The 13,508-nt window shown below is 36.6% G+C and carries 15 protein-coding genes; 7 read left to right on the top strand and 8 right to left on the bottom strand.

Annotated elements, in window-relative coordinates; genetic code table 11:
• Positions 1-12 precede the first annotated feature (12 nt).
• From V4T18_RS08240 to V4T18_RS08230, 3 genes are read right to left on the bottom strand one after another with little or no spacing between them, the layout of a single operon-like run.
• Positions 13-1,221 carry an acyl-CoA dehydrogenase family protein gene (locus V4T18_RS08240; RefSeq protein WP_332648559.1) on the bottom strand — a complete coding sequence of 403 codons (1,209 nt, stop codon included), beginning with the start codon at positions 1,219-1,221 and terminating at the stop codon, positions 13-15.
• 18 nt (positions 1,222-1,239) lie between these two features.
• Positions 1,240-1,677 (bottom strand): Zn-ribbon domain-containing OB-fold protein, encoded by a 438-nt coding sequence (locus tag V4T18_RS08235; protein ID WP_332648558.1) that lies wholly within the window; start codon positions 1,675-1,677, stop codon positions 1,240-1,242.
• Between the two features lie 12 nt (positions 1,678-1,689).
• Positions 1,690-2,853, bottom strand: a complete 1,164-nt coding sequence (locus V4T18_RS08230; protein ID WP_332648557.1) for a thiolase C-terminal domain-containing protein — start codon at positions 2,851-2,853, stop codon at positions 1,690-1,692.
• Between the two features lie 170 nt (positions 2,854-3,023).
• Here V4T18_RS08230 and V4T18_RS08225 point away from each other — a divergent pair, with 170 nt between their 5' ends.
• A complete protein-coding gene (locus V4T18_RS08225) occupies positions 3,024-3,602 on the top strand; it encodes a TetR/AcrR family transcriptional regulator (protein ID WP_332648555.1) in 579 nt (192 codons plus the stop codon).
• A gap of 90 nt (positions 3,603-3,692) precedes the next feature.
• Here the strand turns inward: V4T18_RS08225 and V4T18_RS08220 are convergent, their stop codons facing one another.
• The 3 genes from V4T18_RS08220 to V4T18_RS08210 form a co-directional block, all read right to left on the bottom strand.
• Positions 3,693-5,147, bottom strand: a complete 1,455-nt coding sequence (locus V4T18_RS08220; RefSeq protein ID WP_332648553.1) for a protein adenylyltransferase SelO — start codon at positions 5,145-5,147, stop codon at positions 3,693-3,695.
• Between the two features lie 92 nt (positions 5,148-5,239).
• Positions 5,240-6,436 carry an ABC transporter permease gene (locus V4T18_RS08215; RefSeq protein ID WP_332648551.1) on the bottom strand — a complete coding sequence of 399 codons (1,197 nt, stop codon included), beginning with the start codon at positions 6,434-6,436 and terminating at the stop codon, positions 5,240-5,242.
• Positions 6,420-7,169: an ABC transporter ATP-binding protein gene (locus V4T18_RS08210; RefSeq protein ID WP_332648550.1), complete on the bottom strand. Its 750-nt coding sequence runs from the start codon at positions 7,167-7,169 to the stop codon at positions 6,420-6,422. Before V4T18_RS08210 ends, V4T18_RS08215 begins: the two co-directional genes overlap by 17 nt.
• Before the next feature lie 102 nt (positions 7,170-7,271).
• Between V4T18_RS08210 and V4T18_RS08205 the strand changes: the two genes are divergently transcribed.
• Positions 7,272-7,685 (top strand): HIT family protein, encoded by a 414-nt coding sequence (locus V4T18_RS08205; protein ID WP_332648548.1) that lies wholly within the window; start codon positions 7,272-7,274, stop codon positions 7,683-7,685.
• Between the two features lie 132 nt (positions 7,686-7,817).
• Positions 7,818-8,339, top strand: a complete 522-nt coding sequence (locus tag V4T18_RS08200) for a tryptophan transporter (RefSeq protein ID WP_332648546.1) — start codon at positions 7,818-7,820, stop codon at positions 8,337-8,339.
• A 110-nt stretch (positions 8,340-8,449) separates the two neighbouring features.
• Here the strand turns inward: V4T18_RS08200 and V4T18_RS08195 are convergent, their stop codons facing one another.
• Both V4T18_RS08195 and V4T18_RS08190 read right to left on the bottom strand, forming a co-directional pair.
• Entirely contained in the window at positions 8,450-10,513 is a 2,064-nt protein-coding gene (locus V4T18_RS08195) for a HAMP domain-containing sensor histidine kinase (protein WP_332648545.1), read from the bottom strand.
• Between the two features lie 7 nt (positions 10,514-10,520).
• Complete coding sequence (locus V4T18_RS08190) at positions 10,521-11,207, bottom strand: response regulator transcription factor (RefSeq protein WP_332648544.1); 687 nt, start codon at positions 11,205-11,207, stop codon at positions 10,521-10,523.
• A 324-nt stretch (positions 11,208-11,531) separates the two neighbouring features.
• Between V4T18_RS08190 and V4T18_RS08185 the strand changes: the two genes are divergently transcribed.
• The 4 genes from V4T18_RS08185 (at position 11,532) to V4T18_RS08170 (ending at position 13,498) form a co-directional block, all read left to right on the top strand.
• Positions 11,532-11,912: a YtxH domain-containing protein gene (locus V4T18_RS08185; RefSeq protein ID WP_332648543.1), complete on the top strand. Its 381-nt coding sequence runs from the start codon at positions 11,532-11,534 to the stop codon at positions 11,910-11,912.
• Positions 11,913-12,089: 177 nt separating this feature from the next.
• Positions 12,090-12,644 carry an HTH-type transcriptional regulator Hpr gene (locus tag V4T18_RS08180; protein WP_332648542.1) on the top strand — a complete coding sequence of 185 codons (555 nt, stop codon included), beginning with the start codon at positions 12,090-12,092 and terminating at the stop codon, positions 12,642-12,644.
• A 54-nt stretch (positions 12,645-12,698) separates the two neighbouring features.
• Positions 12,699-13,268, top strand: a complete 570-nt coding sequence (locus V4T18_RS08175) for a DUF3267 domain-containing protein (protein WP_332648541.1) — start codon at positions 12,699-12,701, stop codon at positions 13,266-13,268.
• A 44-nt stretch (positions 13,269-13,312) separates the two neighbouring features.
• The gene (locus tag V4T18_RS08170; RefSeq protein WP_332648539.1) at positions 13,313-13,498 is read left to right on the top strand and encodes a hypothetical protein; all 186 of its coding nucleotides are present in this window, start codon (positions 13,313-13,315) and stop codon (positions 13,496-13,498) included.
• The last annotated feature ends 10 nt before the right edge of the window (positions 13,499-13,508 follow it).

Raw genomic sequence — 13,508 nt, 5'->3', positions numbered from 1 at the left:
TAGATGCCCCCCCTATCCAACCTGATTGGTCGATTTTTCTCTGCTTATATCTTTTGGTAAACCTAGAATTCGCTCTCCAATAGTGTTGCGCTGAATTTCACTCGTACCGCCGCCTATTGTTAGTCCAAACGAAGTCAGGTAATTATTTTGCCAGTACGTATCATAGAGAGAATCTTCCTTCCATAGGATAGATTCCGGCCCTTGCACTGATTGAATAAAGCTAAACAATTCCTTTGTTAACTCTGCCACCATTAGCTTGTCAATCGAACTCTCTGCTCCTGGATACCCCTGTTTTAATTGCTTCGTTAAGTTTTTATAGTAGCCAAATAAGGCACCCTTTGATTTTGCATATAGTTCAACCATTTTTTGACGAACAATCGGATTTCCAAGGATCTCTTCATTTGTTTTTGCGAGCTTTACAAAATCCTCAAATTGTTGCTGTAAAGTGAACAGCTGTCCGCCAATACCTGTTCGCTCATGCATTAAAAGGGACATGGTTACCCCCCAGCCTTCATCTACATTACCTACTATTTGATGATCGTACGCTTCAACATCTGTAAAGAATACTTCATTAAAATCATGTTCTCCGTTCATCGATAAGATAGGCACTACTTCTATACCAGGCTGGTGCATATCTACTAAAAAGACCGTAATACCTTTATGTTTTTTCTCAGGTATAGTATTTGTTCGAGCAAGTAGGAAGCAATAATCTGCAACATGTCCAAAGCTCGTCCAAATTTTTTGACCATTAATGAGCCATTTATCTCCATGTTTGACTGCACGTGTTTGAATGGCGGATAAATCAGAGCCCGCATTCGGTTCAGAATAGCCCTGACACCAAATCGTTTCACCCGTTAGGATTTTTTGAATATGCTCCTGCTTTTGCTGCTCTGTACCTAGCCCCATCAATGTTGGCCCAACCATATGTGTTCCTACATAATTTATAATGGGTGGGGCTTTTACACTTGCCATCTCTTGTTGGAAAATAATTTCTTCCATTAATGTTGCATTTCGTCCACCGTATTGATCCGGCCAAGCAATAGCAGCTAAACCACCCTCATAAAGTTTGCGCTGCCAATCCTTTAAAAATTGAATCCGCTCTTCTTCAGTTTCTGGTTGTTGATACGTACCATCAAGCCACCCTTGTGGCAAGTTATTGTTAAGCCACGTTCGAATTTCTAATCGGAATGCTTCTTCTTTTTCAGTAAAAGTAAAATCCATGAAAAACCCCCCTCTCCCTTAAATAACTTCCCATTGTGGTAGAGCTCGTTCCTCTGTAATATCTATCCACGTCATTTTTACCGCCTTACCGATTTCAATATCCTCAGGCTTCGCATTGATAATATTAGCCATAATCCGTACACCTTCTACTCCATCCACCTCTACTTGCGCAATAATTGTCGGCAGATCATGCTGAAAACCTGGTAGCATTGGTATATAAGTTGTTACAAAAGAATAAATTTTCCCTGTAATTTCACTTCCATAATTAACCCAACCTATTTCGGGAGAGCCACAACGGGGACAAGCAGGTCCAGGTGGATGAATGGCTTTTTTACATGCTTCACAGTTTTGAAGTGATAGTTCATGATTATCAGCTGCATCCCAGTAAGGTTTATTATCAATTGTTTTTAGTGGTATCGGTTTTTCATATTTGATGCTTGTTTTTTCAATACTCATTGCTTTTCCCCCTTAATTATTTAAAATTAATGCACCTGCGCCATCTGGTCCTAACCAGCCCGTGCATAGTCCTACCTTGCAATCTTCTACTTGTCGATCTGTCCCTTTAAATTCATGGCGCAGTTGACGAACGATTTCTAATACATTATTCATCCCATGTGTATACCCTTCCGATAGCATACCACCTGCAGTGTTAGTAGGAAGCTTGCCACCCATTTTCAAATTCCCTTGTGCTACAAATTCCCCTATCTCTTCACGCGGTACGATTTTATATGCTTCAAGCTGTCGAAGGACTACCCAGCTATAGCAATCATAAATTGAAGCCACATCTAGATCCTCTGGTTGTATACCTGCGCTTTCGTATATACGCTCCCCAACATAATCCGCTGCAACTTGAGATAAATCTGTCCAATAATGTGAATTCGGGTGCATTTCTCGTGAGACTAGCCCTTTAATATATACTGGCTTCGTTTTACAATCCTTTGCTCGTTCCGCAGAGGTAACAATAATAGCATTCGCCTCGTCGGTTTCTAGGCAAAAATCATGCTTTGTAAATGGATAGCTTAAAAGCGGAGTTTCCATATAATGCTCCATTGTCAACGGCTTCCCATGTAGCATTGCTTTTGGATTACGTTGTGCATGCTCATAGAAGCTCACACAAACATGACCTAAATGCTCTTGTGTAATACCTGCTTCATGCATATGGCGTGTCGCAAACATGCCAAACCATTGTGATGGACTGCCCATCCCATACGGAATAATAAAACTCCCGCCGTCAATGCCAGCTTGCAGAAGATCCGTACTCCATCCGCCACCACCCATACGCATACCAGAACGACCATTCATCGAGCGGAAAATCAACACTGTATTCGCTTGACCAGACTCTATTAATGAAATGGCATCTCCTATTAACAGCTCTGTACTACTACCGCCACCAATAATATCTTTTACATATCGAGGTCTGACACCTAAATAAGTGGATAGCTGATGAGATGTACAAGAATCATGCTCCGAGAAACTCATAAAGGCATCGATATCTTTTGCTTCTAACCCTGCATCATTAATCGCATTACGCGCTGCATGTAAGGCTAAATGAAGTGGAGTTGTACCTGAATTTTTAGAGCGCTCACTCTCTCCTACGCCGACAATTGCATATTTCCCTGATAAATCCCACATATTGATCCCTCCAGTTGTTAGATAAAATGTCATATTTATTACGTTACGATTATTATATTCAGCGATAATTTTTCATATGAAATACATTACGTGTATATCTGTCTATTTATAGACATAATTTATATTAATGTTTATATATTCTAGAAACTTAAACGTTTTGGGGGGATTTGATGTCGAGAAAAAATATGCAGAAAAAGACTATAACAAAGCCACTACTCCGGACTGCATTCATTTCTCTATTAGATGAGAAAAATATCGAAGAAATTACGGTGCAAGAAATTGTTGAAAAAGCTATGATTAACCGCTCAACCTTTTACCTTCATTACAAGGATAAATATCATTTATATGATTCCATTGTGACGGAAATTTTATTAGAGTTGTCTACAACATTAGAGCAGGCTAACAAGTATCCCTTTAAAACACTTTTAAACGACTATTATCATCAGAATAAACCACTGGATAGTGCGGTTGTATTTTTAGAGCATATTCACGAAAATGCAGACATTTATTCCATTCTTATAAAGCAAAAAGATTTTCAAGCACAATTCGCGAATCTTATTTCTGACATGATATATAACGGCAACGCCTTACCTCGAATTATGACAAACCATATTGCATATGGATCTGTTGGAACAATTTTAGAATGGTTAACAAAGAATACTCCATATTCGATTTATTATTTAGCAAACTTTATAACTCGCTTATCCATTAGTGAAATACTAGAATACAAGAATTTGCAAATAGAGTAATTTAATAAAAAATCCCTTCGATCAATAAAAAAAGTAGGCAGAGAATAAACGTTCATCACTCTCTACCTACTATTTATAACTCTTTTTAAATTAAGTCCCACAATATGTTTGATATGGTCGATCCCCATCTTCCATCGGCTCTGCATATTTCACGTCTCCCTCGCCCAGTGAAAATGGCGTTGATAGGACACGAAGGAGCTCGTGAATAACCTTAAAATCTCCTCGCTGGGCAGCCTCAATTGCCTCTTCTACACGATGATTTCTTGGAATAACTGCCGGATTCGTTTCCTGCATAAGCTTCAATGCCGCTTCTACCGATATCGACTGTGATGCCAGCCTAGCTTTCCAGCGTTTCTCCCACTTCTGAAATTCGGTTGATTGGAATAATGGTGCACACGGATATTGATTATCAGCAAGGGCACGGAATGTATTCGTATAATCTACTCGATATTGCTCCATTAAGCTAAGTAACTCTTGGATTAATTCTCTATCCATATCCTCCTCTTCTACTAGACCAAGCTTCCGCCGCATTCCTTCATAAAAGTAGTCCATAAAATAGCCTCGGAATTGTTGAAGCACCTTCTCCGCCTCTTCAATGGCACTATCGGCATCTTCATGGATTAATGGCAGTAAACACTCAGCAAACCGAGCTAAATTCCAACCCGCTATGCTTGGTTGATTGCCATAAGCATACCGTCCTGCCGAGTCGATCGAGCTAAACACGGTATCTGGGTCATACACATCCATAAATGCACATGGACCATAATCGATTGTTTCCCCTGAAATCGTCATGTTATCTGTATTCATAACTCCATGTATAAAGCCAATGGATTGCCAGCTTGCAATAAGCTTCGCCTGCGCTTTTATAACTTCTTCTAGCAGGGATAGGTACGGATTTTCCTTATCCGTTACATGCGGATAATGGCGCAAAATTGTATAATCCGCTAAAGCCTTTAAATCCTCTAACTCCGTAAACCTTGCTCCATATTGAAAGGTCCCTACACGGATATGACTTGAGGCTACACGTGTTAAAATAGCGCCTTGCAGTGCCTTTTGACGGTAAACTTCTTCTCCTGTCGTTACAACAGCTAAGCTACGCGTTGTTGGGATACCCAATGCATACATAGCTTCGCTAATAATATACTCACGTAGCATTGGTCCAAGAGCTGCACGTCCGTCACCACCTCTGGAAAATGGTGTTCGACCAGAGCCCTTTAATTGAATATCAACGCGTTCATTATGGGGCGTCACATGCTCTCCTATTAATAATGCTCTACCATCACCAAGCATTGTAAAATGACCAAACTGATGCCCCGCATATGCTTGCGCAATCCTTGCTGCCTCCTCCGGTAGTTCGTTTCCTGCAAACATCGCGATTGCAGCAGAAGTTTTTAAATCCTCTATATTTAGATTTAATCTTTTGGCTAACGCCTCATTTAAAATGACTAGCCGAGGATTCTTTACTTTATTTAAGGTCACAGTACTATAAAAAACAGAAGGAAGCTGTAAATAACTATTATCAAAATTCCATCGATTTCCACTCATCAATTTTCACCACTTTTCTTTATCCTAACACTATTATATAGTCTTTCATGATCAATCAAAAATATGTGAGATGAAAAGAAAATCCTAGCACATTAATTTGTACTAGGATTCTTTGTCATTCGTAATGTTAATTCACTAATTGCAATAATAATGATAGGTATGATAAAGAACTGTGGCTGCTTAATGCTGCAAATTGTCACAATAATCGCCTGTACAAACATCATAAATCGCAGCAAAGTCGCCACAGCTAGAGGACGCTGAGCCGACGAAACTGGATAGAGCATGTCCATTCGGAACTCACCTGAAGAGAGCAGTGCATATTTTAATTGAATCGTCGTGGCAAACGCCAATGCCCCAGACACTGTCCATGTCACAACAGGGATATTTACAATAGCTGCAATGACAGCAGATATGGCCGTTAACCGAACCCATAAATAAAAATGATCATCTGTACGAATAAATGTTCGAAATACAAGATAGGCTTGCGTACTATCCTTTTTAAACGGAATCCAGCGATAAACAAAATCTAACCAAGCACGACGACGAATCGAACCGCGTAAATGCGGAACATCTGTAAAGTAATTGGCAAAACGATAAAAGCGCATCATTCGATTTTGCTCGAGCTTTACAAAATGCTCATACGGTACCGGTTGCTCTACTACCCTCTTAGAAAGAGACATATTGTAGGCAATCAAAATAATTACATAGATGGCCGCAATACCTAGACCAGTCGTTAACACAGTCTGAACTGTTAAAATTGAAATAAGCATTCTTGTAAGTCGATCAATCCAAATTAAACGCCCACGGTTTGCATAACGATAGTTGAACTCTATTTGCACATTGAAGTATTTCATAACCGCCACTACACCAAAGCCCATCCAAATTTGACTACCTGTAAGGTCAGTTACTGCTCTTAGTAACGGAATCGCCACAATATACGCAATAGCGGGTAATGCAATTTGTGAAGAAAATGTCCAATTTAATGCCTTTTTAAAATAAAGAGACATTTTTGATTCTAATGGCAATAGGTACACTTGGTCGGGTTCACGAATTAACGTCGTTGGTGAGCTAAAAGCTAAAATAAGCCCAACTATAATAGCTACTAGCCATTCTGCTGGAAAGCTTGCCGGAGCTACCTTTAGCCATTCGCTATATTGATAGCCACCTGCACCTATTACAAATACAAATACGATAGCGATATGGCCTGTAAAAACAAAGCGCATATATTTTTGCACTTCATTGATGTAATGAAGAAAACGCTTTGACCAAATGTTACCCATGCTGCTCACCCTCTTGCTCCTTCGTCATCGCAATGTATAAATCATCTAATGTCGCATGGGGCATATTAAAGCTCTTTCGTAAATCATCCATCGTTCCTTGTGCTCTGACTTTTCCTTCATGTAATAAAATTATACGATCACAATATTTTTCAGCTGTTGATAAAATATGCGTGGACATTAAAATCGACGCTCCATCACGTTTTTTTTCGGCCATTTGGTCTAATAAGGACTGAATACCAAGTGGGTCTAAACCAACAAATGGCTCATCAATTATATAAAGACTCGGATTAATAAGAAATGCACACATTATCATAACCTTTTGACGCATCCCCTTTGAAAAATGAGAAGGGAACCAGTTTAAACGCTTCTCCATCCGAAATTCCTTCAATAACATTTCCGAACGCTGCGCTAAAGTTGCTTCATCTAAGCCGTATGCCATAGCTGTTAGCTCCAGATGCTCCTTTAATGTTAATTCATCGTATAAAACCGGTGTTTCTGGAATGTATGAAAAGGCAGATCGATACGTATCGATATCCTCCTGCAACGTTACACCATTTAAACGAATTTCACCTTCACGATGTAATAGTGTGCCAATAATATGCTTAATCGTCGTACTTTTCCCTGCCCCGTTAAGTCCAATTAACCCTACAAGTTCTCCCTTCCCAATGGAAAAAGATAAGTTTTTAATAACAGGCTTACGTGTGTAGCCGCCTGTCACATTTGTTAACTGTAAAATTGTCATACTGTCACTCCTATTCTTGTCCTTAGTTTATCAAAAAGTGGCAAAATATTCAGTCCGTATATGCTAAAATATAAATAAATAGAATAGAGAGGATGGTTTAGAATGAACGATTGCCTATTTTGTAAAATTATTAACGGAGATATTCCGAGCACAAAGGTATATGAGGACGAGCATGTGTATGCATTCATGGACATTATGCCACTAACGAAAGGTCATACACTGCTTATCCCAAAGAAGCATTGCAAAGATTTATTCGAAATGTCTGAGGATGTTGCAAGTAATCTTTATAGGGCAGCACCAAAAGTTGCAAATGCCATTAAAGCTGCATTCGAACCAGTTGGATTAAATACAGTAAATAATAACGGTGCAGCCGCTGGTCAAACAGTATTCCACTACCACCTGCATTTAATCCCTCGCTATGACGAGACGGATGGTTTAAAGGTTGGCTGGGAAACGAAAAATTTCGAAATGTCTGAGTTAGCAGAAACAGCAGAGCAAATTAAAGCAAACCTGTAAAAAAACAATATACAATTATTAGTTATTGCTTTTTACGTAATGTGGGCGTACAATCATGAATAAGTTTTCGCTAATGGCAATGAGAGCACATTAGGAGAACAAAGATTAGTAAAGTTAGAGGAGACGAGACAAATGAATACGAAAAATTTAGTTTTAATGGCGCTTTTAGTTGGTGTAGGGGCTGCTCTTTATTTAGTAATCCCTGGATTTAGTGGTGGTATGAAAATTGACTTCATGCTTACAATGATGTTTATTGGTATTCTATTATTCCCGACTGTAAAAGATACATTTTTACTCGCAGTTTCTACCGGCGTAATATCTGGTCTATTTTCAACCTTCCCAGGAGGGTTTGTTCCAAATATTATCGATAAGGCAGTATCAGCCTTTGTCTTTTTAGCTATCGCGGTGGCAATTCGTCACTTTGCACAAAAACTTGCAGTATCTACTGTTCTTGTTGGATTAGGTACATTGTTATCAGGATCAGTATTTTTATCGATGGCATTACTCCTAACAGAGGTTCCTATCGATTTTAAATTTCTTTTTGTAACAGTCGTATTACCTGCCGTTGCATTAAATGCAGTAGCATTCATGCTTATTTATCCAATAATCACTGGTTTAGTAAAGCGTTCTAACTTTAAAACTTCATTAACATAAACGCAACATTCTTTGCGCGATGGAAAACTCGCACTAAAAAAGTAAATATCACTTAAAAGAGAACAAGGCACTTTCAATCATAATTGACTGAAAAGCGCCTTTTTTCTTTGTTAGCTCTTGCCCATAACATCATTAGCAAATTTGGGTAAGGTTATTGTGACTTTAAATAAATCTCCATCCACTTCTACAATGAACTTCCCGTGTTGAATATGAACAAGGCTTTCTGCAATTGATAAACCTAATCCACTACCTTGAGTTGCTCTAGATTCATCGCCTCGTTTAAAGCGTTCTAATAATTCATCGGCTGAAATATTTAACTCGTATGCGGAAATATTTTTAAATGTAACCTTTACTTCATTCTCTAAATCCTCGATATCAATATATACCCTTGATGAGGGTAGGGCATATTTAAAAATATTAGAAAATAAGTTTTCAATTGCTCTCCATAATAATTTCCCATCCGCCTTCACATAAACCTTTTCTTCAGGATAGCTTAGCTTCATCTCTAATGCGGACGCCTCAATTTTTTCATCCATTTCACCGATTCCCTGCGTAAGTAATGAGAGAACATCGATTCGCTCTAACTGCACAGGAATATTGCCACTCGTAGCTTTTGCCGCTTCAAATAAATCATCTGTCAATAACTTTAATCTTTTAGATTTTTGATCTAATATTTCCACATATTCTTCAATCTTTTCTGGATCTTTTTCTATTTTCAACAAATCGATATACGTGATAATGGATGTTAACGGGGTTCTTATATCATGAGAAACATTCGTAATAAGCTCCGTTTTTAAACGTTCACTCTTTATCTCACTATCTACCGATTTTTCTAAACCTTCCGTAATTCGATTAATATTTTCTGCTAGTTGCCCAAACTCACCTTTTCCAGCTACTTCAATTCGATGGTGCAAGTGACCATCTTTAATTTGTTCCACACCTTCTTTAATACGATTAAACGATTTAACCTTTTTCATAGCAAACCAAACCACTAAACCAATTGTGACCGGAAACATAAAAAACGTAGAGGCTACTAGTAATGGATAACCAATAACAAGCACAACAACCTTAACTCCTGTACTTCCACTATCAAAAATATGTTTCACAACTCGATAAATTACATAGAAAACATTAAAAATGAATGTATGTTTTAGTAGTGTTTTGTTTTTAAAATGCTTAATCAGCGATAAGATTAACAGTATACTTACAAACATAATAGGTACCGTAACTAATAAAAACAGATCATTCATGCCTTCATTAATCACCGAATCAGTAAATGCAGCCCAAAAAGCAATTACAAAAATAACTAGGGCAAGATTAATATCGGTATATAGTTTATCTATAAAATGGAAACCAATCTCTGAATCCTTAAAGGATTTTCTTCCAATGACACTCACTAAATACACAAAGGCTACGAGGAATGCTATAAAGAAACCAATGAATCTATATAAATTATTTGATACAATTTCTTTTTCCTTTGCCCAGGCCGCCTTTTTTTCATTTAAGAAGGAATCTGTAAAACCAATGTATATTACATCCTTTTCAGGGTTTAGCTGCTCTGCATAAACAGTAATGTGCTCCAAATAATTACTGTCGTTCACTTCATTTGGGTAAACCTTTTGTTGATAATTATCAAATAACATATAGCTAGGATATGATTCAAATTGCTCTTTCTTCGTGAACTCACTATTAGAAAATATATTTTCTCCATTGCTTGCCCAATAGATAATTCCGTTTGTTTGTTTGAGCTTCTCAAGTATTCTATAATATTCTCTTACATGGCTTCTAATCATTTTCTCTTTTTCAAGCTTAATTTCGTCCTTATATCGTTCATTAAAAATAAGACTATTTTCTGACTCATTCAAATTTGGATTATAGCTATCAGAGGAATATTTAATCCTATAATATAAATCTTGCTCAATATTTCTTATATCCTGTGCAGTCAGTGTATGGCCCTTCAAAATATTCTCTTCATTTTTATAATGACCTATTAATTGAGCCAAATCACTAACTAGGCTTGCACTCTCGTCAGCAAAATCCAAGCTCTGAAAATAATGATCTTTATTTATATTACTAAAATCCGCCTCATAGACGATGACAGTATCGACAATTGCTTTTATTGCACCTGTTAAACATACAATTGCTATAAATAAAGCAACTACTTTCGTGATCATTGAATGACTAATATTTTTCAACTTTATATCCAACTCCCCATACTACTTTTAAATACTTCGGCTCTTTCGGGTTAATTTCGATTTTTTCTCGGATTTTTCGAATATGTACTGCAATCGTATTTTCTGGATTCACAGCTCTTTCGTTCCATACCCTTTCATAAATATCTTCAATTGTGAACACCCTCCCAGCATTCACTGTTAGAAGATGTAGTATTTTATACTGAACAGGTGTTAAATGAACCACTTCTTTGTCTACTGTAATTTGCCGTTGCTCGTCATCGATCATAAGCCCTCCAGTTTGAAATACACTCTTGTTCACTACAGAGCTCCCAAATGTTGTATATCGTCTTAATTGTGATTTAACACGGGCCACTAGCTCCAACGGATTAAATGGTTTAGCCAAATAATCATCTGCCCCAATATTTAATCCAAGTATTTTATCGTGATCCTCTGATTTAGCAGATAACATAATTAATGGAATCATATGATCTTGTCGAATTTTCATCGTCGCTGTAATTCCATCCATTTTAGGCATCATAATATCCATAATAATAAGATGAACGGTTTGATATTGAACAATTTCGATCGCTTCGATACCGTTGTATGCTTTGAATACTTTATAACCTTCATTTTCTAAGTAAATGCTAATTGCTTTTACAATTTCTTTATCATCATCACAAATTAAAATGTTCAATCATCTTCACTCCTAAAGAATTGATGGCTATGCTATCACTCCTATAACACTCTTATAAGGATATGATACAATGTAAATCTTAACAAACTAAGGTTTCAATTCTTAATATTTTCTTAGTATTTCCCTCACTATTTGAAGCTTACGGGTAGAATTGCTCAAATTGATAATGTGAAATAAAAGAGTAGGTTTGAATTTAAAGGTTTTTCTTTTTTCGTTTAGTATTTTAATAATTCATGGTTTAATGAAGGTATAGGTAGGTAATGATATAAATTACACCTGAAAACTTCCTATAATAGTCACCATAAGAATAAAGGGGATGTTGAGATGAAGGCAAAAACATTTTTTACTGGAGTAACTGTCGGACTAGTTGCAGGGATTGTAGCAGCAATTGCCACAGCTCCTCAATCAGGTCAGCAGCTACGTAGAAATTTAGGTCAAAATGCTGCGGTTGCAAAAGAGCAAATTACAGATGTGCAGTCTCAATTAAGTAAGGTTAAACAATCCATTTTAACTGCTACAAACGAAGCGAAAAATAATATACCTCTAATAACAAATGAATTAAAAGAGACAATCTCACGCTTCAAACAAGAAATTGAGCCTGACGCTTTAAAACTACAACAAGAAATTGAAACTTTACAGAAATCTATAAGCGAAATCGAGAAAAATTTACCTCAACCTAAAAAACAGCAAGAGTTTGAAGAGTAATTATTGTAGGCATTTATACCTTAACCCGAACGCAAAAATCTGATTTTCTTATTATTTTTATACTAATTTTTATTATTATTAAATCACAATTCAATTATTTAATTTTTCTAACTTTAAACTTTTTTCTTTTATTGCTATAATATTTTTAAAACGCTATGAAAGAAGAAGGTGACTGCAATGTCTGAGGGATTGTACACGATGAAAGAAGCTATGTTATTTAGCCAACGAGTTGCTCAACTATCAAAAGCTCTTTGGAAAGCTGTAGAAAAAGATTGGCAAACTTGGATCAAACCATATGATTTAAACATAAACGAGCATCATATACTATGGATTTCCTATCACTTAAAGGGTGCTTCGATTTCTGATGTTGCCAAGTTTGGCGTAATGCATGTCTCCACAGCCTTTAACTTCTCAAAAAAGCTAGAAGAACGTGGTTTATTGAAATTTTCAAAGCGCGATGACGATAAGCGTAATACGTATGTTGAGCTTACGGAGGAAGGCTGCGAATTGATCGTACTAATGAATGAAAACTATCACAATACTGAGCATTCGATTTTAGAAGGCTCTCTACCATTAAAAGAATTATACGGTCGCTTCCCTGAATTTTTAGATGTCATGGCAGTCATCCGTAATATTTACGGAGATGATTTTATCGAAATTTTCGAGCATTCATTCAAAAACTTTAAAGAAACATTCGATGATATACATGCACCCGCATCGATTTCACAATAAAAGGGAAATACAGAGTGTAGAAATACACTCTATTTTTTTTGGAGGGACACTCAATTGCATTGTTTAAGAACGATTAATGTAGAACACGAATATGGAACAACTCGGCTTACATTATTAACAGGCATCACTTTTATCATTGTTTTTTGCTTTTCATATGTTGCAACAAGCTATAATTATGGGTATCCACATAACGATGATGGATTTATTTATTTTTGCTTAGTCTTGACTATTATTTATCCGATTCATAAACTAACCCATTATATTGCACTGTTTAATTATAAGAAGGCGCTGTCGTTTCGTTTCAAAATTAAAAAAAGGTTTATTCCAATAATTCAAATGCGACTAAACGAAACCATACCTAAAAACCGTTACATCTTTACGCTTTTAGCACCTTTCTTTTTTTTAAATTCCATTTTGCTCGGACTAGCTTTTTCTTATCCACAATTCTCACATTATTTTTGCATACTATTGGCTTTGCATTGTAGTATTTGTTTACTTGATATTTTATTTGTGAAAAATTTATGGAAAGCACCTAAAAATGCTATAATCGAAGAAACACCCAAGGGCTATGAAATTTTAGTCCCAACGATAATGAATAGTTCTTCAAACTTGTCTCAGAGATGAGACATTTGATATTCTTGAAGAAGTGATAGAGGGGAGGAATAGAAATGCTACTTTTAATCGTAGTGCTATTCTCAGTATTTTATTTATTCCAAATTAATCGTATGACATATGCACTTTGTATACGCCGTGAAATCCCTGAAGAAAAGCAACCTAAAATTTTTCGTACGATCAATGTGCTTATTACAATTTTATTAGTGTCATTTTATGTAGAAGTATTATTTGCATTATAAAAGACGAAAT

Origin of the sequence: Lysinibacillus sp. 54212, assembly GCF_036662795.1 — a bacterium.
GTDB lineage: Bacteria > Bacillota > Bacilli > Bacillales_A > Planococcaceae > Lysinibacillus_B.
Note: the sequence above shows the minus strand (reverse complement) of the source record. Positions and strands in the feature narration are given on the sequence as shown.

Bases quoted from the DNA above. Each gene is read 5' to 3' on its own strand.
- V4T18_RS08240 (WP_332648559.1), bottom strand. From the start codon at position 1,221: ATGGATTTTACTTTTACTGAAAAAGAAGAAGCATTCCGATTAGAAATT.
- V4T18_RS08235 (WP_332648558.1), bottom strand. From the start codon at position 1,677: ATGAGTATTGAAAAAACAAGCATCAAATATGAAAAACCGATACCACTA.
- V4T18_RS08230 (WP_332648557.1), bottom strand. From the start codon at position 2,853: ATGTGGGATTTATCAGGGAAATATGCAATTGTCGGCGTAGGAGAGAGT.
- V4T18_RS08225 (WP_332648555.1), top strand. From the start codon at position 3,024: ATGTCGAGAAAAAATATGCAGAAAAAGACTATAACAAAGCCACTACTC.
- V4T18_RS08220 (WP_332648553.1), bottom strand. From the start codon at position 5,147: ATGAGTGGAAATCGATGGAATTTTGATAATAGTTATTTACAGCTTCCT.
- V4T18_RS08210 (WP_332648550.1), bottom strand. From the start codon at position 7,169: ATGACAATTTTACAGTTAACAAATGTGACAGGCGGCTACACACGTAAG.
- V4T18_RS08205 (WP_332648548.1), top strand. From the start codon at position 7,272: ATGAACGATTGCCTATTTTGTAAAATTATTAACGGAGATATTCCGAGC.
- V4T18_RS08200 (WP_332648546.1), top strand. From the start codon at position 7,818: ATGAATACGAAAAATTTAGTTTTAATGGCGCTTTTAGTTGGTGTAGGG.
- V4T18_RS08195 (WP_332648545.1), bottom strand. From the start codon at position 10,513: ATGATCACGAAAGTAGTTGCTTTATTTATAGCAATTGTATGTTTAACA.
- V4T18_RS08185 (WP_332648543.1), top strand. From the start codon at position 11,532: ATGAAGGCAAAAACATTTTTTACTGGAGTAACTGTCGGACTAGTTGCA.
- V4T18_RS08180 (WP_332648542.1), top strand. From the start codon at position 12,090: ATGTCTGAGGGATTGTACACGATGAAAGAAGCTATGTTATTTAGCCAA.
- V4T18_RS08170 (WP_332648539.1), top strand. From the start codon at position 13,313: ATGCTACTTTTAATCGTAGTGCTATTCTCAGTATTTTATTTATTCCAA.